At 61.6% G+C, this 20,868-nt stretch carries 21 protein-coding genes; 11 read left to right on the top strand and 10 right to left on the bottom strand.

Annotated features, from left to right (window positions below; genetic code table 11):
* Window positions 1-27: 27 nt before the first annotated feature.
* Entirely contained in the window at window positions 28-873 is an 846-nt protein-coding gene (locus O4H31_RS01480) for a formate/nitrite transporter family protein (RefSeq protein WP_067623994.1), read from the top strand.
* A 48-nt stretch (window positions 874-921) separates the two neighbouring features.
* Window positions 922-1,851 carry a YihY/virulence factor BrkB family protein gene (locus O4H31_RS01485; RefSeq protein ID WP_269342082.1) on the top strand — a complete coding sequence of 310 codons (930 nt, stop codon included), beginning with the start codon at window positions 922-924 and terminating at the stop codon, window positions 1,849-1,851.
* Window positions 1,852-1,854: 3 nt separating this feature from the next.
* Here the strand turns inward: O4H31_RS01485 and O4H31_RS01490 are convergent, their stop codons facing one another.
* From O4H31_RS01490 to O4H31_RS01505, 4 genes are all read right to left on the bottom strand, one after another.
* Window positions 1,855-2,583: a Crp/Fnr family transcriptional regulator gene (locus O4H31_RS01490; protein ID WP_067623991.1), complete on the bottom strand. Its 729-nt coding sequence runs from the start codon at window positions 2,581-2,583 to the stop codon at window positions 1,855-1,857.
* A 412-nt stretch (window positions 2,584-2,995) separates the two neighbouring features.
* Window positions 2,996-3,331, bottom strand: a complete 336-nt coding sequence (locus tag O4H31_RS01495; protein ID WP_269342086.1) for a phage holin family protein — start codon at window positions 3,329-3,331, stop codon at window positions 2,996-2,998.
* 16 nt (window positions 3,332-3,347) lie between these two features.
* Complete coding sequence (locus O4H31_RS01500) at window positions 3,348-3,653, bottom strand: DUF883 family protein (protein ID WP_269342088.1); 306 nt, start codon at window positions 3,651-3,653, stop codon at window positions 3,348-3,350.
* A gap of 105 nt (window positions 3,654-3,758) precedes the next feature.
* Entirely contained in the window at window positions 3,759-4,568 is an 810-nt protein-coding gene (locus O4H31_RS01505; RefSeq protein ID WP_067623984.1) for a response regulator, read from the bottom strand.
* A 94-nt stretch (window positions 4,569-4,662) separates the two neighbouring features.
* On the opposite strand from O4H31_RS01505, the gene O4H31_RS01510 reads away from it, so the two are divergent.
* The 4 genes from O4H31_RS01510 to O4H31_RS01525 all read left to right on the top strand — a co-directional run bounded on the left by O4H31_RS01510 (window position 4,663) and on the right by O4H31_RS01525 (window position 7,424).
* Window positions 4,663-4,833: a NepR family anti-sigma factor gene (locus O4H31_RS01510; protein ID WP_201722086.1), complete on the top strand. Its 171-nt coding sequence runs from the start codon at window positions 4,663-4,665 to the stop codon at window positions 4,831-4,833.
* Window positions 4,833-5,390, top strand: a complete 558-nt coding sequence (locus tag O4H31_RS01515; protein ID WP_067623982.1) for an RNA polymerase sigma factor — start codon at window positions 4,833-4,835, stop codon at window positions 5,388-5,390. Before O4H31_RS01510 ends, O4H31_RS01515 begins: the two co-directional genes overlap by 1 nt.
* 2 nt (window positions 5,391-5,392) lie before the next feature.
* Entirely contained in the window at window positions 5,393-7,117 is a 1,725-nt protein-coding gene (locus O4H31_RS01520) for a sensor histidine kinase (protein WP_269342095.1), read from the top strand.
* 139 nt (window positions 7,118-7,256) lie between these two features.
* Window positions 7,257-7,424 (top strand): hypothetical protein, encoded by a 168-nt coding sequence (locus O4H31_RS01525; protein WP_161487433.1) that lies wholly within the window; start codon window positions 7,257-7,259, stop codon window positions 7,422-7,424.
* A gap of 67 nt (window positions 7,425-7,491) precedes the next feature.
* Here O4H31_RS01525 and O4H31_RS01530 read toward each other — a convergent pair whose 3' ends face one another.
* Complete coding sequence (locus tag O4H31_RS01530) at window positions 7,492-8,043, bottom strand: cupin domain-containing protein (RefSeq protein ID WP_269342098.1); 552 nt, start codon at window positions 8,041-8,043, stop codon at window positions 7,492-7,494.
* Window positions 8,044-8,224: 181 nt separating this feature from the next.
* Between O4H31_RS01530 and gabT the strand changes: the two genes are divergently transcribed.
* The 4 genes from gabT to O4H31_RS01550 all read left to right on the top strand — a co-directional run bounded on the left by gabT (window position 8,225) and on the right by O4H31_RS01550 (window position 13,031).
* Entirely contained in the window at window positions 8,225-9,625 is a 1,401-nt protein-coding gene (gene gabT / locus O4H31_RS01535) for a 4-aminobutyrate--2-oxoglutarate transaminase (RefSeq protein ID WP_269342100.1), read from the top strand.
* A gap of 250 nt (window positions 9,626-9,875) precedes the next feature.
* Window positions 9,876-10,865, top strand: a complete 990-nt coding sequence (locus O4H31_RS01540) for a P1 family peptidase (RefSeq protein ID WP_269342996.1) — start codon at window positions 9,876-9,878, stop codon at window positions 10,863-10,865.
* On the top strand, window positions 10,858-11,667 hold the full coding sequence (locus O4H31_RS01545) for an alpha/beta fold hydrolase (RefSeq protein ID WP_269342102.1): 810 nt from the start codon (window positions 10,858-10,860) through the stop codon (window positions 11,665-11,667). Before O4H31_RS01540 ends, O4H31_RS01545 begins: the two co-directional genes overlap by 8 nt.
* Window positions 11,664-13,031: a tetratricopeptide repeat protein gene (locus O4H31_RS01550; protein ID WP_269342104.1), complete on the top strand. Its 1,368-nt coding sequence runs from the start codon at window positions 11,664-11,666 to the stop codon at window positions 13,029-13,031. The genes O4H31_RS01545 and O4H31_RS01550 overlap by 4 nt, the downstream gene beginning before the upstream one ends.
* A 15-nt stretch (window positions 13,032-13,046) precedes the next feature.
* Here the strand turns inward: O4H31_RS01550 and O4H31_RS01555 are convergent, their stop codons facing one another.
* The 5 genes from O4H31_RS01555 to hemC all read right to left on the bottom strand — a co-directional run bounded on the left by O4H31_RS01555 (window position 13,047) and on the right by hemC (window position 19,563).
* Window positions 13,047-13,736, bottom strand: coding sequence for a fumarylacetoacetate hydrolase family protein (locus tag O4H31_RS01555; RefSeq protein ID WP_269342106.1), 690 nt, complete (start codon window positions 13,734-13,736; stop codon window positions 13,047-13,049).
* Window positions 13,737-13,834: 98 nt separating this feature from the next.
* Entirely contained in the window at window positions 13,835-15,544 is a 1,710-nt protein-coding gene (locus tag O4H31_RS01560) for a hydantoinase B/oxoprolinase family protein (RefSeq protein ID WP_269342109.1), read from the bottom strand.
* A 4-nt stretch (window positions 15,545-15,548) separates the two neighbouring features.
* Window positions 15,549-17,624, bottom strand: coding sequence for a hydantoinase/oxoprolinase family protein (locus tag O4H31_RS01565; protein WP_269342111.1), 2,076 nt, complete (start codon window positions 17,622-17,624; stop codon window positions 15,549-15,551).
* A 62-nt stretch (window positions 17,625-17,686) separates the two neighbouring features.
* Window positions 17,687-18,619, bottom strand: coding sequence for a LysR family transcriptional regulator (locus O4H31_RS01570; protein WP_269342112.1), 933 nt, complete (start codon window positions 18,617-18,619; stop codon window positions 17,687-17,689).
* On the bottom strand, window positions 18,616-19,563 hold the full coding sequence (hemC, locus tag O4H31_RS01575; protein ID WP_269342115.1) for a hydroxymethylbilane synthase: 948 nt from the start codon (window positions 19,561-19,563) through the stop codon (window positions 18,616-18,618). Before hemC ends, O4H31_RS01570 begins: the two co-directional genes overlap by 4 nt.
* An 84-nt stretch (window positions 19,564-19,647) precedes the next feature.
* On the opposite strand from hemC, the gene hemE reads away from it, so the two are divergent.
* Window positions 19,648-20,688, top strand: a complete 1,041-nt coding sequence (hemE, locus tag O4H31_RS01580; RefSeq protein ID WP_269342117.1) for a uroporphyrinogen decarboxylase — start codon at window positions 19,648-19,650, stop codon at window positions 20,686-20,688.
* Window positions 20,689-20,868 lie beyond the last annotated feature (180 nt).

The raw sequence follows: 20,868 nt of genomic DNA on the forward strand, positions 1-20,868 counted from the left end.
TGTCCATGAATTTCAGGAAGAACGCGAATGGCCCCACTGATCCAGAAAAAGCCCCCTACCTCTGCCGTGCAGGAAGAGGCGGAAGAACGCTCTGTCAGTGAGGCGGCGGCGCTGTCGCCCAAGCTGATCTATGAGGTGATCCGGCGCGAGGGGCGCGATGAGTTGAACCGCACCAACCGGTCGTTGATCTGGTCGGGGATATCCGCGGGGATGCTGATCAGTCTTTCGGTCTTGGGGGAAGCGATTTTCCGAACCTATTTGCCAGATGCAGGCTGGCGTTTTCTGCTGGAGAACCTCGGCTATTCATTGGGGTTCATCGCGGTCATCATGGGCCGGATGCAGTTGTTTACCGAAAACACCATCACCACGGTCTTGCCCCTGATGCAGGAACGCAGCCTGAATATTCTGTGCAGGCTCATGCGGCTTTGGGCCGTTGTGCTGGGGGCCAATGTGATCGGGGCCTTCGCGGCGGCCGCGCTGTTTATCTATACGCCCGCCATCCCGGCGGAGGTTTTGCCCGCCATCATCAGCCTTTCGGAACACGCGACGGGCATGCCGGCGGCGGAGGGGTTTTGGCGGGCCATTCCGGCGGGGGTCATCGTGGCATTGATCGTCTGGATGCTGCCCGAAGCGGATGAGGCGGCGTTTTTCCTGATCCTGACCTTTACCTGGCTTATTGCCGCGGGGGATTTCACCCATATCGTCGCAGGGTCTGTAGAGATGGCTGCGCTCATTCTGCATGGCGGGCTGGGGCTTGGTCAGGCGATCTTTGGCTTCTTCCTGCCGGTGCTTGTCGGCAACATCATCGGCGGTACGTTGATCTTCACCCTTGTTGCTTGGGGGCAGGTCCGCGACGATGTGGAGGACAGCTAACGCGAAGCGGTCCCGGTTTTTGCCGGGGCCGAATTGAAAGGATTGGCATTGGTGCTGCGCAGACCTCCGACCCGACCGGCGATCTATTGGGATGCTTTCAAGGCGAGCCTAAAACAAGCGGCCGACGATAACCTTGCGCTGATCTCAGCCGGAGTGGCGTTTTTCGCGATGCTGTCGTTGTTTCCCGCGCTGGCGGCGCTGATCGCGCTTTTGGGGCTAATCTCGGACCCTGTTGTGGTCATTGCCCAGTTGGAGGATGTGCGCGGGCTGCTGCCGGATGATGTCTATGACATTATCAATACGCAGGTGACCGGGCTTGTCACCGCGCGGGCCGATACCTTGGGTTGGGCCGGTATTGTATCGCTGCTGGTGGCGCTGTGGTCTGCGCGGGCCGGTGTCGGGGCGATGGTGATCGGTCTGAACGCCGTCTATAACGAGCGCAACCGCAATGCTGCGAAACATTACCTGCATGCTTTGATTTTGACGGTGAGCCTTGTGGGGGTGGGGATCGTGGCGCTGCTGGCGGTGGTGGTCGCGCCCATCATTCTGGCGTTTATCCCGCTTGGTCCCTTTGGCAACGCCGTCGCCGACCTGCTGCGCTGGACCGTTGCCACGGCGGTTTTGTTTGCCGGTGTGGGTGTGCTTTACCGTTTCGGCCCAAACCGGCGCGCGGCGCGATTGCCTTGGCTTAGCAGCGGGGCGATTTTGGCGGTGATGTCTTGGGCGGTGCTTTCGATAGGGTTTTCCTATTACGTCGCCAATTTCGGCAACTACAATCAGGTCTATGGCTCAATCGGGGCCGTGATTGCGATGTTGGTCTGGCTTTGGATCAGCAGTTTTCTGATCCTATTCGGCGCGGCCCTGAACGCGCAGGTCGAACGGCGCACGCGCCCGGACAGCACCATCGGCCCGGCCAAACCGCGCGGGCAACGTGGGGCCGAGGCCGCGGATACCTTTATCGATATCACGCAAGAGTAGCTGTTAAAGCAGGGGACGCTTTTGGCGGCCCTCAAGTTCGGTCACGCCCGCTTTCGCCAATGCGGCGAGGTCGTTGATCTGAAGCACCCTGTCGGACCACGAAAGCAACTGGCGTTCTTTCAGGGCGCCGAGGGTTTTGTTGGTGTGCACCACCGACAGGCCAAGCGCATCGGCCAGATCGCGCTGTGAATAGGGCAGCAGCATCTGGTTGTGGGTGACCATTCCCAGCGACTGGCCACGCTCGAAAATCTTAACCATCGCCCAAGCGATGGCCTGCATCGCGGTGCGTTGGCCAATGGTGGCAAGGACTTCGCCCATGAAATGTTCTTCGATCGCGGCCAACCAAGTGATATCAAAGGCGCGTTCGGGGTGGTTTTTGAAGAAATTCCAAAACTCGCTGCGGTTGAAAACGCAAAGCCGCATATGGGTCCGGGCTTCGACCGAATGACCCATCTCACCCATGATGCCTGCCTGCAGGCCGATGAAATCGCCGGGGAAGACAAAGCTGATGACCTGACGGTTGCCGTTTTCCAAGGTCTTGTCGCGGATGCCCATGCCGGTCAGCGCGGTGTAAAGCTGGGGTGAGTTTGACCCCTCAAGCAGGATCGGCGTGCCCGGCTCAACCGTTAGCTCACCGGACTTGAACTTCTCCATGAAGTTCACTTCATCTTTCGACATCGGCAGGAAGGCATCTTTGCGACGGAGAGGGCAATAGCGGCATTGTGTCGTCATCAGATAAAATTTGCCTTCTTATGTCTTAGTTTAATGCGCCCTTTCGGCACGCCCCCTATACCGACGACTTTGCTCACCCGGGGGAAGACCATGTCGATCTTGATCTACGAACCGGACCCATTGGTCTGTTCAGACATAAATGAAACGCTTTCTGTCGCGTATCCGCAACGTAAAATTAGCGTTTTAGAGACGTTTGACCCAAGCCATCTGGTAGCAAACGTTAATGACACCGAATGTGCGGTTCTGTCGCTGCGGCGAGATCAGTTGCACCAGCATCTGCTGGATCTATTGAACTTACTGGAATGGTTTCCGATCATCTGTATCGTGAACGATCCGCCTCGGCTGGTAGAAGCTGATAGGAGACTGCGATTCATCACGCGCCCCTTTTCAAGCAGTCATCTGCTCAGTAGTGTCAACGACGCGCTTTCTGACCGGCGGTTATGCCAGCCAGAAATGCCATAACCAAATTTTTGAGACCGTCATGTTCGGTCGCGGAGGGATCTTCCTGACGGGAAGCCTGAGCGGCAGGCTCGCGGTCTGATCCGGCCATGGCGAGCAAGAGGAAACCGACACCGAAATAGACTGCGCCGAGGATCAAAGCAGCGGTGAGCGCCGTGGTGACAGTGATGAGATAAAGCCATGCCGCAAGCGTAAGAAACAGCAGCCCGATCAGTAGGAAAAGCGCGGCCCCGGCGCTGAGCATGGCGGTGCGCAGCGCCCGTCGTAGCGAGCCGCGCAGATGGTTCATCACCGAGGAAAGCATCTTAGCGGCGGGCCGTCACAAGACCGACAAGGAAACCGATGCCTGCGGCAATGCCGAGGGCGGTACCAGGTTGAGCTTGCAGGAATTCCTCGGCTTGCTTTTGAGCTTCCATCGCTTTCAGACGCCCGGTGTCGGCGAAATCACTTGCCGCGTTGCGGGCGTTGTCTCGCATCTCTTCCGACTTGGCCTTGCCGTATTCGCCCAGGGTTTCGGTCAGTGATGTGATGTCTTTTTTAAGCAGCGCAATCTGGTCTGACAGATCGTCGATGGTCAGATCTTTTGCGGCAGCGGTCGGGGTCTTGGCCATGCGGGCCTCCTGAATGTTTGACTGACGATAGGCAGCGCGGGCGCTGAATGCAAAGGGTTCCCTGCGCGAAGCGTTGCGCGGGGAACCCTATTTTTCTGCCCCGGCTTAGGCGTTGAGCGTTTCCGTGGAGGAAAAGAACATCGCTTGCGAGACAGCCGAGACGACCTGATCCACCGAGTAAGGTTTGGAGATCAGGAAGGCGGGCTCTGGCTTGTCACCAGTCAACAGACGCTCCGGGAAGGCGGTGATAAAGATCACCGGACGCATGCCCAGTTCGTTCAGCAGGTCGTTCACCGCATCGATACCCGAAGAGTTATCGGCCAGTTGAATATCGGCGAGGATCAGGTCAGGCACATCGGCCTTGCCCAGCTTCACAGCCTCGTCACGGGTGCGGGCGATGCCGGTCACACGGTGGCCCATCTCAGCGACGATGGATTCAATGTCCATCGCGATTATGGCTTCGTCTTCGATGATCATCACCGAACCCGAGGTGCTGTCGGCCATTTCGCGGTGTGCGATCTGGATCAGCTCATCGGCCTCGGCCTCATCCACGCCAATGATTTTGGCGATTTCACCATGCGAAAAGCCTTCGATCGTGTGCAGCAGCAGCGCTTCGCGGCTGTTGTTTGTCAGGCTCGACAAATGCCGCTGCGCCTTGGCGCGGGGGCCGCTTTCGCCTTCTTCCACCGGGGCGCCTGCGCTGGCCCAGATACCGTACAAAACCTTGAAAAGACCCGTCTTTGTGTCTACTCCATCGAGCACCGAGCGATCAACCAGGATGGCTTCCAGCGCCGCCGCGGCGAAGGTGTCACCACTGGTCTGGCTGCCAGTCATCGCCCGCGCGAACCGGCGAAGGTAGGGGATATTGGCACCCAGTTCATCGCTGATGCTGGTCTTTTGTGTCGCATCGTTCATCTAGTCGAATCCTTTTTTACTTTTCTTGGAACCAAACACGTCGACATTGTGTTTGGTTCCAGTATGCGTACATAATTATTCAAACGAGACGACGATGCCAGAGGTGATGTTAGTGAATTCAGGAAACAAGGACGAGCGCGAGCGCGTCATCGACGACAACCTCAAGCGTGTCTTCGATGAGACGCTCGATGAAGGCATCCCTGATCGTTTCAAGGATCTGCTTCAGAAGTTGAAGGAACAGGATTCAGAAAAAGGAACGTCATAATGACCCGTCCCGATCCGCGCGACGAGCTGGTAGAACATCTGCCGGCCATGCGGGCCTTTGCCATCAGCCTGACACGCAATGGTGCCACGGCAGACGACATGGTGCAGGACACCTTGGTCAAGGCGTGGACCAACATCGAAAAGTTCCAAGAGGGCACGAACATGCGTGCTTGGCTCTTCACGATCCTGCGAAACACTTACTATTCCTCGCGCCGCAAGGCGAAACGCGAAGTCTCGGATGTGGATGGCGTGTTGACTGACGGGCTGGCAGAAAAGCCAGCACATGATGGTCACATGCAGATGACGGATTTCCGCAAGGCGCTTGCTCTGCTGAAGGATGAGCAACGCGAAGCGCTGCTTCTTGTAGGGGCATCTGGCTTCTCCTACGAAGAAGCCGCAGACATGTGTGGCGTTGCCGTAGGCACCATCAAAAGCCGCACCAACCGGGCCCGCGCCCGCCTTGCTGAACTGCTGGGTCACCATGACGACGAGTCGCTTGAAATGACCGATGACGCAACAATGTCCGTCCTATCCGCTTCTAAAGTTTCTTCTTTCTAAATATGACATCTGGCTTCTTCAGCGGTGATCTGATGCGTGGGCTGACGATCCGTATTCTGCTGTTTCTGTCTCTCGCGCTTTTGCCCATCGGGCTGATCGCGGTTGTGCAAACACGGCAGATTGCGGATCAAAGCCGCCAAAGCGCAGAGCTATCGCTGATCGCCGTCACAGAACAGGCCTCTGCCGCGGAACGCCGGGTAATCCAAGAGGCTTTCGGCGCCGCCGAAGCGCTCACCTCTATCGTGCGTCTCAGGCGGGACGATCCGGAGGAATGCACCGCCTTCCTCAAGGAATACAAGCAAGCGTCAGACATCTATTCGCTTGTGGGTTTCATCGGGCTAGACGGAAAAATGACCTGCTCCTCCACGGGGCAGGATCATGACTTTTCCGAGGACGAGAACTTTCAATCGCTGCTGGAATCGCCGGTCCGCCGTGCGATGCCAGTGTTGCAGGGGGCGGTCAGCAACCAGATTGTCACGCTGATCAACGCGCCGGTCTACGAAGACCGTGAATTGATCGGCTTCATGGCGCTTAGCATTCCCGAAGACGCCATTAACGCGATAAGCGAACCCAAAAGCAAACACAGCAGCGTCGCGATGATGACCCTCAACAAGATGGGCCACATCCTGACCACCGAAAATGGGCTGGCCGTCGCCAAAAAGGAATATCCCAGCGATGTCGCCTTGTCGCTGTTGACCACCAAAGAACCCAACGTCTTCCTTTCAGAGAATTTCGACGGCCAAGACCGCGCCTATGTGATCGTCCCAATCGTGCCAGACACGGTCTTCGCGCTGAGCGTATGGCCCAGCAACACCCCGTTTCTAGACACCGGCGTTTCCACCCGCCTAAGCGCGCTTTTGCCCATCGTCATGTGGCTGGCCAGCCTGATCGTGGCCTTCTGGGCGCTGAACCGTCTGGCGATCAACCACATTCGCAAGCTTGGTCGGCAGATGCGTCGCTTTGCGCTGAATCGCACGCTGCCGCGCGGCACGCTTGGCCCCTCGGTTCCCACCGAATTGGTCGAGATGGAATCCGCTTTTGTCGGCATGGCGGAATCGATTCTGCGGGATGAGGCGACGCTCGAAGACAGCCTTCGGCAAAAGAACATCCTGCTGAAAGAGGTCCACCACCGGGTCAAAAACAACCTTCAGCTTATCTCGTCGATCATGAACATGCAGATCCGGCAGGCCAAAAGCGAAGACGCGCGTTTTGTCCTACGGCGCTTGCAAGATCGCATCCTCAGTCTCGCCACCGTGCACAAGAACCTCTACCAGAATGACGATCTGGTGCGGGTCAACGCCAGTGAACTGCTGAGCGAGATTGTGGGCCAGATGCTATCTGTTGGACTGGCCTCTGGTTCGGGCGTGCAGGTGGAGCAATCTTTTGAGCCGATCAAGATTGACGCCGACGATGCGGCCCCGCTGACCCTGCTGGTGTCAGAGGCGCTGACCAATGCGCTGAAATACGTCTCCACGGTAGAACATGGTAAAGGGTTCATTTCGCTCAAGTTAATCCAAACCGGGCCAGAACAGGCGATGCTTGAAGTGCGTAACACCATCGGCAACCCCGAAGAGGTGAAATCTGGCACCGGGCTCGGCTCTCGTTTGATCCTTGCCTTTACCCGCCAGTTGAACGGTCAGGTCGAGGTTGAGACCACGGATGGCGTATATCAAATCCGGGTAAATTTCCACGTCCCGACTGATAGCAAGATGATCTACGACTACTGACGCGCTATCGGTCAGCGGAATCTGGCCGGAAACGTGGCCCGCAGGTCACAGACTCGTCATAGGCGAAAAATTTGTCGGAACCCTTTGGCTCGCGCACGGTTGAGCACCTGAAACGCAGTGCTAAAAAAGGAAAACGGAGATGACCACGGAGCTCTTTCTCGGCGGTCTGACCATCCTGACCTTAGCCGCGGTCATCATTCTGGCCTTAACCACAGGCCGACGGGAACTAAACCCGGATGAAGACCGTGCCGGTCGCGACAAACAGCAACCGGAGACCCAAAGGTCGAACTACCGGTCAGACTATTAAGACCTGACACCCCTATCGACCGCCTCGAGCAGAACGCTCGGGGCGGTCGATATTTATAGGGTGCCTTTTAGAAGCTGGGGGGCGTGCAGGCGCTTACAATCTCACAGGGGTCGGTGCCAATATTGCGAAACCGATGCGGCAGGCGGCTGTCGAACAGGTAGCCATCCCCGGCGTTTAACAGGCTAACTGCGCCATCGACCGTCACCTCGATGCTGCCGCGCACCACCACGCCCGCTTCTTCGCCCTCATGGCTCAGAAACTCCGGCCCGGTATCCGCGCCGGGCTCGTATGTTTCATGCAGCACCTGAAGCGCGTGATGCGCCGCATTGCCCAATTGGCGCAGCGATACGCCGCCTTGGTGGCTTGGTGAAATCTCGGTCAGTTCCTGCGCGCGGTAGAAAACCTTGGCGCTGTCGTCTTCCTCAAGGATCGTGAAGAACTCCGCCATACTGATGGGAATCGCGTCCAACAGGCTTTTCAGCGATGCAACTGATGGGCTGGTCCGGTTCTTTTCGATCAGCGAGATCGTGCCATTGGTCAGCCCCGCCTTGGCCGCAAGCTCACGTTGGGACAACCCATGTTTCTTGCGGATCGCTCTAAGTTTATCGCCGACGTTCAATGACTTGTCCTTTGTGGGCATCGGCGTTGCAACCGGGCCTCGTCGCGGAGGGGCAACCGATGATCTTGGGAATTGTTAGATAGGCTCTGCCTTCGCGATTGACAATTATATTAAACGGAATATGGATTTTTTAAACGACACGTCACCGCCCCTCTCTCTTTCGCAATAAGGTATCTGTTCCATGTCCAGCACCGTCAAGAAATCGCACCGCAAATCCTCTGCCAAGGCCAAAGCCGCGCCGCAGATGACAGTGGTCGAAGCAAATCCCGCCACCAAACCCGACGGTCAGACGAATGCCGACCTCATCGCGCGCCGCGACGCCGCCGTGCCGCGCGGAGTGGCCTCTGCCGCGCCGATTTATGCGAAATACGCCGAGAATGCCGAACTGTGGGATGTCGAAGGCAACCGCTACATCGATTTTGTCGGGGGCATCGGCGTCCTGAACACCGGCCACCGCCACCCCAAAGTGGTCGAAGCCGCCAAGGCACAAGAAGATCACTACACCCACACCAGCTTTCAGGTCGTGCCCTACGGCCCCTACATCGAACTGGCTGAGAAACTGAACGCGCTGGCCCCGGGTGAGGCACCCAAAAAGACGCTGCTTGTCACCACCGGCGCCGAAGCCGTTGAGAACGCAGTGAAAATTGCCCGCGCTGCCACTGGCCGTCCGGGCATCATCGCCTTCACCGGCGGCTACCATGGCCGCACCCTGCTGACGCTGGGCATGACCGGCAAGGTCACGCCCTACAAAAAAGACGTAGGCCCCTTCCCGGCGGATGTCTTCCGGGCGCCTTTCCCTTCGGTGCGCGACGGGATCACCGTGCAGGACGCGCTGACCGGGTTGAAAAACCTCTTCCTCACCGATGCCCAGCCCGAGCGCGTTGCCGCGATCATCATCGAGCCGGTGCTCGGCGAAGGCGGCTATACCCCTGTGCCTTTCGACATGATGCAAGAACTGCGCGCAATCTGTGACCAGCACGGCATCCTGCTGATCGCCGACGAGGTTCAGGCCGGCTTTGGCCGCACCGGCACATGGTTCGCGATTGAACATTCCGGCGTTGCGCCGGACCTCATCACCGTGGCGAAATCCATGGCCGGTGGCTACCCGCTGGCCGGGGTGATTGGCCGCGCCGATGTGATGGACGCGATGGCCCCCGGCGGTCTGGGCGGCACCTATGGCGGCAACCCAGTGGCATGCGCCGCAGCGCTGGCGGCGATTGAAGCGATCGAAGACGAGGGTCTGCTGGCGCGCTCCACAGCGATGGGCGAAACGCTCAAAGCCCGATTTGCCGAAATCGGTGCGCGGTCTGCGCCCTACCGCTTCTGGGATATCCGCGGCCTTGGCGCCATGGTCGCCGTCGAATTCGTGACCGACTTTGACAGCGCCAAACCCGATGCCGATTTCACCAAGCGCGTCATCGCCCACGCCCTCAAGCGCGGCCTGCTGCTGCTGAGCTGTGGCATGCATGGCAACGCCGTGCGCGTGATGGTTCCGCTGACCGCATCTGACGCCATCGTCGAAGAGGGCCTCGCGATCTTTGAAGAGGCCGTGGCCGCCGCTGTCGCCGAAGAGCAAAAATAAACCAACCGGCCATGCCGGAGGGTTCGGGCGTGTGGGGCAACCTGCGCGCCCATTTTTATGGCGTGCATCCGGTAAGGCAGGTCTCTGGCAGCACAGGCCTTGGCATCCGCTGGGGAAGCGCGCAAACTCCGCCCGAAATCAATGCCGGAGTGACGATGCCCCTGTTAGACCCCTTGCCCATTTGCACCATCATGGGGATGTTTCACGTGAATAGCGCGGCTGCCCGCGGGAGCCATTCATGAGCGCGCCGATGCGCCCCGGCCCGCGCAACCTGATCACCGACGTGGCAGGGTTGAAGGTCGGCAATGCGCAGGACACACGGCTGAAATCCGGCAGCACCGTGTTGATCGGCGACGCGCCCTTCACTGCCTCCGTTCACGTCATGGGCGGCGCCCCCGGCACGCGCGAGACCGACCTGCTGGCCCCCGACAAGACCGTGGCGGCGGTCGATGCGCTGGTGCTCTCGGGCGGCTCTGCCTATGGGCTGGATGCCTGTTCGGGCGTGGTAGATGCCCTGCGCGCACAGGGGCGCGGGTTTCGCGTCGGCGATGCGCTGATCCCGCTGGTGCCCGGCGCGATCTTGTTCGATCTGCTGAACGGCGGCGATAAGGATTGGGTGCAGAACCCCTATGCCGATCTTGGCCGCCAAGCCTTGGAGGCAGCGGGCGAAGATTTTCAGATCGGCTCGGTCGGTACGGGCACCGGCGCGCTGAGCGCGATGGTCAAAGGGGGCCTCGGCTCCGCCAGTTTGCAATTGCCCGATGGCAGCATGGTCGGCGCGCTTGTCGGGGCCAATCCGGTCGGTGCCGTTACTACCCCCGGAGACCGCCATTTCCACGCCGCCCCATTTGAGATCGACGGAGAGTTTGGCGGGCTGGGGCCAGACCCTTCCGCCGGTTTGGGCCTCACCCTTGAAAGCCGCAAGATGGCCGCCATGTCGGCCCGCGCCAATACCACCATCGCCATCGTCGCCACCGATGCCACGCTGACCAAAGCCGAATGCCAACGCGTCGCCGTTGCCGCCCATGACGGCATCGCCCGCGCTGTGGTGCCCGCGCATATGCCCAATGACGGCGATCTGGTCTTCTCTCTCTCGACCGCGGCGCGGCCTGCGGGCGATGTGGCGATGATCGGCCATGCCGCCGCCCTTTGCCTGTCACGCGCCATCGGCCGCGCGATCTATGCAGCCACCCCTGCCGAAGGGGATCTTCTGCCTTGTTGGAGCACGCTGAATGCCTGATCTACCCCTCTCCGATATCTCCCTTCATTACGAGGTCGACGGCAGCGGCCCGCCGCTTTTGATGCTGGCCGGGATGCTGAGCGACAGCGCGAGTTGGGGCGCACTGGCGCCCTTGCTTTCCGATCACTTCACCCTGATCCGGCCCGACAACCGCAGCACCGGGCGCACAACGCCGTGGGATGCAGAAACCTCGGTCGCGCAGATGGCCCGTGATGCGCTGGCTTTGATGGATGAACTGGGGCACGCAAAGTTTCACGTTGTCGGCCATTCCATGGGAGGCCTGATGGCGATGGAGCTTTTTGGCCTAGCGCCCGAGCGCATCCAAGCGATAAGCATCCTCGCCTCTGCCCCGGTCCGTGCGCCGCGCACCATGGCGGTCTTCGACGCGCTGCTGGCCGTGCGCCGCGCGCCGGAAGGGGAGCAGCTTTGGCTGCGCGCGCTCTACCCTTGGATTTTCGCCCCCGGTTTCTTTTCCGACCCGAAAAATACTGAGACCGCCCTTGCCGCCGCATTGGCCTATCCCCATGCGCAGAGTGCGGATGCCATGGCCCATCAACTCGAAGCGTTGCGCGGTTTCCGCCCCACGGTACGGCCCTCTAATTTGACCTGCCCGACCCAAGTGCTCCACGGGGCCGAAGACCTTCTGATCCCCCGCGCCGCCGCCGAGCAGGCTTTTTCAGAAATCCCCGATGTGACCCAGACCACCCTGCCCGATGCAGGCCATTCGATCCATTGGGACGCAGCCCCTGCCGTCGCCCAACACCTGCGCCAATTCCACGCCACCGCCGGAGACCCGAGATGACACAAGACCTTTACGGATTGGAAACGACAGCCAGCCGCCCGGAAACCCTGCAGGCGATCAACGATTTCATCCACGGCTTTCTGTCCTACCAGCCCAAAGCCGCAGGCGTCATCGCCGCAGCCGATGCCGACCCGGAGGGGCCGCTGGTCAACGCCTATGCCGCCCTTTTGTGGATGTTTCTTGAGCACCCTATCGCACCGGAAAAAGCCCGCCCCTATCTGGAACGCGCCACAGCCGCGACCGGGGCCAACGCCCGCGAGCAAGAGGTCATTCGCGCTGTGGGCCATTGGGTCGACGGCGATGTGCCCGCGCTCGTCGCTGCCTGTGACGCCATCACCGACAAATGGCCGCGCGATCTGGCGATGCTGAAACTGGCGCAATACCACCTGTTCAACTCAGGCGATGCTGCTGGCATGTTGCGCCTTGCGTTGAAATCCCTGCCCGAGGCCGAAGACATTGCCTATGCCCACGGCATGATCGCCTTTGGCTACGAGCAGTGCCACCTGCTCGACCGGGCCGAGGCCGCCGCCCGCCGCGCGATGGAGTTACGCCACGATGAGCCTTGGGCGCATCACGCGCAGGCCCATGTGATGCTAACGCAAGGCCGCGTGTCGGAAGGCGCGCGTTTCATGGAGAGCGTGGCCGAGACATGGACTGATCTGAACTCCTTCATGCGGAGCCACAACTGGTGGCATCTGGCGTTGTTCTACCTATCGCAGGGCCGTCACGCCGATGTGCGCGCCGCCTATGATCAGCATATCTGGGGGCTTGAGAAAGACTATTCCCAAGACCAAGTCGGCGCTGTGTCCCTGCTGGCGCGGATGGAGTTCGCGGGCGTCGATGTGGGCGACCGTTGGGGCGATGTGGCCGACCATGTGGCGGCGCGGGGGGCGGATACGGTGAGCCCTTTCCTGACGCTGCAATACCTCTATGCCCTCTGCCGCACCGGGCGGCCCGAGGCAGCAGAGATGCTCAGCGCAATCAAGGCCCGCGCCGCCGAAACCACCGCCCATGACCATGCCGCATGGGCCGAAGTCGCGCTGCCCGCGGCCCTTGGCATCGCCGCCCATGCCAAGGGGGATTGGGCCACGGCGATCCGCGAGCTTGGCATGGCCCTGCCCCGCATGGCCGAATGCGGTGGCAGCCATGCGCAGCGCGATCTTTTCGAGCAGATCCACCTTGATGCTCTGGTGCGTGATGGCCGCGCCTCGGCCGCGCAGCAGGTGCTTGAGATGCGCCGCACCTATGACCCCGATGGCGTGCCGCTGAACCTGATGCTGGGCGAAGTCTATGAAAAAACCGGCCTGCCCGATCTGGCGGCCCAAGCCCGCGCGCGGGCGGAACGCACGCTGGCCGGGGCCTAGACCGAGCGAGGCGCTTTAGGCGCGGGGGCCGACGGTGACCTCGAACTCAGAGATGCCATCGACACCCCCGGTGATCACATCGCCAGGCTGCACAGCCGCGACACCGGCAGGCGTGCCGGTCATGATGATGTCCCCCGGTGCCAAGGTCACGGCCTGCGACAGGGTGGCGGTATGCTCCCGCACCGACCAGATCATCTGCGACAGATCGGCCTCCTGTTTCATCTCGCCGTTCACGGCCAGCCAAAGGCGGCCCTTCTCGACCGAGGGGACATCGGCGATAGGCAGGATTGGTGCGATGGGCGCGGAGTTATCAAAGGCTTTGGACCAGTCCCACGGACGGCCCATCTTCTTGGCCTGTGCCTGAAGGTCGCGGCGGGTGAAATCAATGCCCACCGAAGCCCCCCAAATATGATCCATCACATCGGCCTCTGCGATATTCGCGCCGCTCTTGCCGATAGCGATGACAAGTTCTGCCTCGAAATGGAAATCCTCCGTCAGCGGCGGATAGGGCACGGTGCAGGGGGTATCGAGCGTGGCATCGGCGGGTTTGGTGAAAAAGAACGGCGGGTCGCGCATGTCGTTGCCCATTTCAAGCACATGCGCCTCATAGTTGCGGCCCACGCAAAAGACGCGGCGCACCGGGAAACGGTCGCTGGTGCCTTGAACGGCAAGGCTGCTTTGCTTGGGGGGGTCAATCACATACATCACGGGTGTTCCTTTTGGCATAATGCCGCCAAGGAACACCCGCGCTTTGTAACAGTCAATGACCCCTTGCGCTTATAAGCCCTTGAGCGGCAACTCTTTCACAGTTCGGCGCCTTTGCGGATGGCCTCTTGCACCTCGGCAATCTCCTCGGCGCTCAGACCATAATCCGCCGCCGCCACCTCGGCGCTGATGTAGCCGCGCAGAAGGTCGCGTTTGACCAACTCCTTGGGGCGTTCCTCGGCAGGGCCGTAGCCCGCGCCCCCCGGAAAGGCCATCATCACCTTTGCCCCATGCGGCACGAACTGTTTGCCCTTGCCGCGCATCGGCATGCCATCGTCGCGGGCGATGGTGGTGGGGGCACCGGAGGCGCCCCCCTGCCGCCCACGGGCGGGATGATCGACGCGGTCGAACATCGCCTGCATGTCGAACTCATGGCCCGCGCGAGCGCTGACTTCCATGTACTGCCCTAGCCCCCCGCGCTGGCGGCCCGCGCCGCCGCTGTCGGGGCGCAGTTCCTTGCGCCAGATCACCACGGGACCGGCGTGCTCAGTGGCCTCTACCGGCATGGTCATCACCCCCGAAGGGAAGGCCGTGGCGTTCAGCCCGTCGTGTTCTGGCCGCGCGCCCGAGCCGCCGGAGTTGAAGGTCAGCACCTCGGCCCGGCGCGCGCCGGCGGGGGCTTGCGCATCCGTGCGCGGGCGCAGGCTGACTTGGAAGTTGCACAGGCAGCCCGCGCCCTCGGCCGGGACAAGATTGGGCAGGATCTGATCCAGCGCCGCGTAGACCGTATCGGGCACGAAGTGACCGACAATGTGCCGCAGTGCCACGGGTGCCGGGTGCACGGCGTTGACGATGGTATCTTCGGGCGCAGTGATCCGAAACGGCTCTAACGAGGCGGCGTTGTTGGGAATCTCCGGCGCGATGGCGCATTTCAGCGCGTAGCAGGCATAGGCCTTGGTATAGACCAGCGGGCAGTTGATGCCCTTCTTGTCGATCCCGCTGGTGCCCGCGAAATCCGACAGGATGTGATCTTCTTCGATGCTTACCGTGACTTTCAGCGTGATCGGCGTGTCGAAGCCGTCGATGGTCATCTCGCCGGTCGCGCGCTGGCGTGGCAGCGCTGCGATCCGCTCCAGCGTGGCACGGCGCGAGTTGTCGAGGATGAAACCCGCGATGCCAGTCAGATCGTCGAGAGCGAACTCCTCCATCATGTCGATGAGGCGGCGGTGTCCGATCTCGTTGCAGGTGGTCAATGCGTAGATGTCGCCGATCAGCTGATCCGGCTCGCGCACGTTGCCACGGATGATCCGAACCAGCGTCTCATCGACCTTGCCTGCATCGGCGAATTTCATGATCGGCAGGTAGAGCCCTTCCTCGTAGACGCTCGCCGCATCCGCGCCAAAACCGCGCCCACCAATGTCTACGATATGCGCGGTGCAGGCGAAAAACCCGATCAGCTTGCCGCGATGAAAGGACGGCGTGACCATGGTGATGTCATGCAGATGGCCCGTCCCCTCCCAAGGGTCGTTGGTGATATAGACATCACCCTCAAGGATGTTCTGCCGCCCGATGCGTCGGATGAAATGCGCCACCGCGTCGGCCATGGCGTTGACGTGTCCGGGCGTGCCGGTGACCGCCTGCGCCAACATCTGACCGTCGGTGTCATAGACGCCTGCCGAGAGATCGCCCGCCTCGCGCACCGAGGTCGAAAAGGCGGTGCGCACCAGTGCCTGCGCCTGTTCCTCGACGACCGAGATCAAGCGGTTCCACATGACCTGATAGGCGACGTTTGAATGTGTCTGTGCCATGGGCTTACCCTTTCACGGTGATGTCGATGCAGCCGTCCGGCTGGCAGATGGCGCGGCGTGACGCGGGCAGGATGATTGTCGTCTCATCCTCGGTGATTGCGGCAGGGCCTTGGGCGGTCTGGCCGGGGGCCATCTGGGCGCGCAGGACCACGTCGGCCTCGCAGTATTCAGCGAGCGCCGGGTCGAACATACGCCGTGTTAGAGCCACATCGGCCGCCGCACCCGGGGACTGCTCTGCAGTGCGGGCGACCGCCTCGGGCGGGGTGGTGGCATTGACCGACCAGACCGTGATCTCGATATCCAACCCCTCGACGGTGCGGCCGAAAAGCTTGGCGTAGTCCGCCTCGAAAAGCGCCTCGAACCGGGCGGAATCGGGGTTTAGGGCGTCTATCTCGTCCAGTACGATGGGGATCTCCCAGCCCTGCCCGCTGTAGCGCATGTAGACTTTGTATTCCGACAGAATTTCCGCCCCCGCATCGCAGTTGCGGACAAAGCCGGTGGCCTCGTCGCGTAGCTCGGCCAGCAGCGTCTTGATGCGGCCCGCGTCGAAATCCGACAGCTTCATATAGACCGAGCGGTTGGCCTCAAAGCTGAAGGGCGCGCGCAGGAACCCGATGGCCGAGCCGACCCCGGCGCCGGGCGGCACCAGCAAGCGTTCAACGCCCAGCTTCTCACACAGCCGCCCGGCATGCAGCGGGGCCGCACCGCCGAAGGCGATCATCGTGTAGTCGCTGAGATCCTCGCCGTTTTCCACCGCATGCACCCGCGCGGCATTGGCCATGTTCTCGTCCACCACCTCAGCCAGACCGAAGGCGGCTGTGGCGGCGTCCATGTCGAGCTCTTGCCCGATGACCTGATGCAGCGCCCCTTCGGAACCTGCGGTATCCAGCAGGATTGAGCCGCCCGCGAAATTGTCGGGGTCGAGCTTGCCCAGCACCAGATCGGCATCGGTCACCGCAGGCTTCGCGCCACCCCGGCCATAACAGGCGGGGCCGGGCTCGGAGCCCGCGCTTTCCGGCCCCACACGGATCTGCCGCATGGCGTCCACATGGGCAAGGCTGCCGCCCCCTGCGCCAATCTCGACCATGTCGATCACCGGGATCGAAATCGGCATGCCCGACCCTTTCTTGAAGCGATAGGTTCGCGCCACTTCGAACACCCGGCTGGTCTTGGGCGTCTGGTTCTTGATCAGGCAGATCTTGGCCGTGGTGCCGCCCATGTCAAAGCTCAGCACCTTGTCGAGCCCATAGCGCGCGGCGATGTTGGCGGCGAAGACCGCCCCCCCCGCCGGGCCGGATTCCACCAGCCGCACGGGGAATTCGGCAGCGCTTTCGATCGAGATGATGCCGCCGCCCGAGTGCATCAGGAAGATGTTGCAGCCGACGCCTTCCTCCTGAAGCCGTCCTTCAAGCCGCCCGAGGTAGCTTTTCATCAGCGGCTTGATATAGGCATTGGCGACCACGGTGTTGAACCGCTCGTACTCCCGCATCTGCGGCGAGACCTCGGAAGAGATCGACACCATGACCCCCGGCAGGCGCTCCTCCAGCACCTCGCGGATCATCCGCTCATGGGTGTCGTTCAGGTAGGAGTGGATCAGCCCGACGGCGACGCTCTCATAACCCGCTTCGGCGATACGATCCGCCAGCGCCTCGATCTCGGCCCGGTCGAGCGGCAGCAGCACGGCGCCGGTAGCATCGACGCGCTCTTCCACCGTGTAACGCATCTGGCGCGGCAGCAGCGGCTCGGGGAGGTTGAGGTTCAGATCATATTGCTCGAACCGGCTTTCGGTGCGCATCTCGATCACGTCGCGGAAGCCCTGGGTCGTGATCAGCGCCGTCTTGGCCCCGCGCCGCTCAATCAGCGCGTTGGTAGCCAGCGTGGTGCCGTGGATGATCTGGGTCAGGTCGGCAGGGGTGATCCCGGCCTTGGCGCAGACCTGATGCATCCCGTCGATGATCGCATTTTCGGGCGCGGCATAGGTGGTCAGCACCTTGGTCGAGAAGCTCTCCCCGCCCTTTTCCAGAACCACGTCGGTAAAGGTGCCGCCGATGTCTACGCCCAGTCGAATGGTTGATGCCATGTCTCACTCCTCTTTGGACGCAGGATAGGGGCGGGTGCAGCATCGGCGCAAATTATTATATTCTATGGGTGTGAAAGGTTTTTTCGATCCTCGGCCTCGAAGACCTGAGCGCAGTCCCGGGCCAGTTCGGCGGCGCGGGTGACATAGGCGGGCGTGCGATCCGCGTGATAGCGCGCGGCGACTTGCAGCGGGCGCGGGTGCCAAGCGGCGGGCAGGGTTTGCAACGCCCCATCGACCAGCGCACCTGCCACCATGACACGCGGCATTACCGCCACGCCCATCCCGTCGAGCACCATGTTCATCGCCGCCGAAAGGCTGCTGGAGGGCACCAAACGGGCCTTGGGTGCGGTGGTGCCATCGAAACGACGGATCAGATCAGAATGCGCCTGCGTGTGCCGCGCATGTCCTAGCACCGGATGGCGCAGCATGGCGTCGAAATCAGGCGCGGGGCCGATCTGGGCGGCCAATTCCGGCGCGGCGACCCAGATGTAGTCATAGGTCGCCAAATCCACCTGTCCGCTCGCCGGGGTCGAGAAGGGCGCGGTTTGCAACGTCAGATCAAGCGCATGGGCGGCAAGCTCCTGATCCAGATCGCGTGACAGATCGACGGTAAGTTCGACAGTGATATTGGGATAGACCTCGGCCAGCGCGCGCAAGAAGGGCCGCAGCCATGTGCTGGCGACCACTTCGGTCACGCCAAGGCGTAGGCTGTCGTCGATCAGATCGGGCCGTGCGGCGGTCTCGACCAGTGCTTCGGCTTCGCGCAGGACGCGGCGGGCTTGCGTCAGCAGGGCGGTGCCCTTCTCGGTCAAGCGGATCGAGCCGGCATCGCGCTGCATCAAGGTGACACCCAGCGTTGCCTCTAGCCCGGAAATTCGGGCCGAGATATTAGGTTGTGTCGTGTTCAGATGCGCGGCGGCGCGGCGAAAACTGCCAAGGTCTGCGACCCAGATCAGCGCTTCAAGCTGTTTCAGCGTGAAGAGATTGCCGATCATTCGCGCCAGTCAAAGAAACCCGGTCCGGCCTCGGCCAGAAGCTTGCGGGCCATCGCCTCGCCCGCCTCGGCACCGTCGGAAATGGCGCAGGTCACGTCGTCGCCGATGGCGTCTGATCCGTCCGGGCGCAGCACCTGCCCGCGAAGGCGCATCTCGCTGCCGTTGAGTTCGGCCAGACCGGCGATGGGCGTCTCGCAAGAGCCGTCAAGCGTCGCCAGAAACGCGCGTTCGGCGGCGAGTTGTTCGCCCGTGGCGCGGTCATGGATCGCGGCCAACATGTCGGCGGCGCGGCTGTCATCAACACGGCGTTCAACCCCAATCGCCCCCTGGGCGATGGCGGGCAGCATGTCATCGGGATGCACGGCGGCCTGCGGCACATCGTCCATTTTCAGCCGGTTCAGCCCGGCCATGGCAAGAAAAGTCGCCTCGGCTACGCCATCATCGAGCTTCTTCAGCCGGGTTTGCAGGTTGCCGCGGAATTCGACGACTTCCAAATCGGGCCGTCGCAGTTTCACCTGCGCCCGGCGGCGCAGACTGGAAGTGCCCACGACCGCGCCTTCGGGCAACTCGGCAATGGATTTTAGGTGCGGCGAGATGAACGCATCGCGGCAGTCCTCGCGCGGCAGATAGGTGTCGATCAACAGCCCACCGGGTTGCAGCGTCGGCATGTCCTTCATCGAATGCACCGCGATGTCGATGGAGCCGTCCAGCAGTGCCGCCTCGATCTCGCGGGTGAAGAGGCCCTTGCCGCCGATCTCTTTCAATGGACGGTCGATGATCTTGTCACCCGTTGTCTTGATCACAACGATGGTGAAAGCCTCGAACGGCAGATCAAAGGCGGCGGCGAGCCGGTCGCGCACCTCATTCGCCTGCGCGAGCGCCAGAAGCGATCCGCGTGTGCCGATGTTAAGGGGCCGGGCCGGGGTGGGGAGCTGATACGTCATGACGCATCCCTACCCCCGTCGACATGAACTGACAACTGCTGTACCTGCGCTACCTACGGGTTTGCCACAATTAGGAACGCCATAATGACTGCGAATAAGACCATCCTGCGCGCCCTTGCGGGCGAAACCCTGCCGACCCCACCGATCTGGATGATGCGGCAAGCCGGGCGCTACCTGCCGGAGTACCGTGCGACGCGGGCCAAGGCGGGGGATTTCCTGTCGCTGTGCTACAATCCTGAACTTGCCGCCGAGGTGACGTTGCAGCCGATCCGCCGCTACGGGTTTGATGGCTCGATCCTTTTCGCCGACATACTGCTGGTGCCGCAGGCGCTTGGGGCGGACCTGTGGTTTGTCACCGGCGAAGGGCCGCGTCTGTCGACGATCACCACCAAAGCCGAGATGGAAGCGCTGAAACCAGTCGACGCGATCCACGACCACCTCGCCCCGATTTACGAGACCGTGCGCATCCTGTCGCGCGAACTGCCCGAAGAGACCACGCTCATCGGTTTTGCTGGCGCGCCTTGGACGGTGGCGACCTATATGATCGCGGGCAAAGGCACGCCGGACCAAGGCCCGGCGCATACCTTGAAAGACGAAAACCCAGAGGTGTTCGATGCGCTGATGGAGCGGATTACGCTGGCGACCATCGAATATCTCGACATGCAGATTAAAGCCGGGGCCGAGGTGGTGAAGCTCTTCGATAGCTGGGCCGGATCGCTTCAAGGCACCGATTTTGACCGTTATTCGACCGAGCCGCTGCGCCAGATCATCAGCGCGCTGAAAGCGCGCCATCCGGATGTGCCGATCATCGCCTTCCCCCGTGGTGCGGGCCCGCGGTTTGCCAATCTGCATGCGGCGACCGGAGCGGACTGCATCGCCATCGACGATGGTGTCAGCGCGGAATGGGTTGCCGAGCATGTGCAGCCCAATGGCTGTGTGCAGGGCAATCTGAAGTCATCGCATATGGTGACGGGCGGGGATGCATTGGTGCAGGAGACACGCGCGATTGTCGATGCGCTGGCGAAGGGGCCGCATATCTTTAATCTCGGCCATGGCATCACGCCAGATGCGGATCCGGAGAATGTGCAGTCGATGATCGACACGGTGCGCGGGACGCGCGGGTAACACCCTAAAGCCATGCGATGAGGGCCATCTCCTGCCCGCGGGTCGGCGATACTACGTTGGTTCATGCCACTTTATGGTGCGGCCTTACTATGTGCTCGCGAAGGATCACCCAGCCTAGCTAAATCGCCTACCCGTCGGGGCGGGCAGGCGATGGCCCGGCGCCTACGGCTTGATTCCGGG

This window comes from Sulfitobacter dubius, assembly GCF_027214245.1.
Taxonomy (GTDB): Bacteria; Pseudomonadota; Alphaproteobacteria; order Rhodobacterales; family Rhodobacteraceae; genus Sulfitobacter; species Sulfitobacter dubius_A.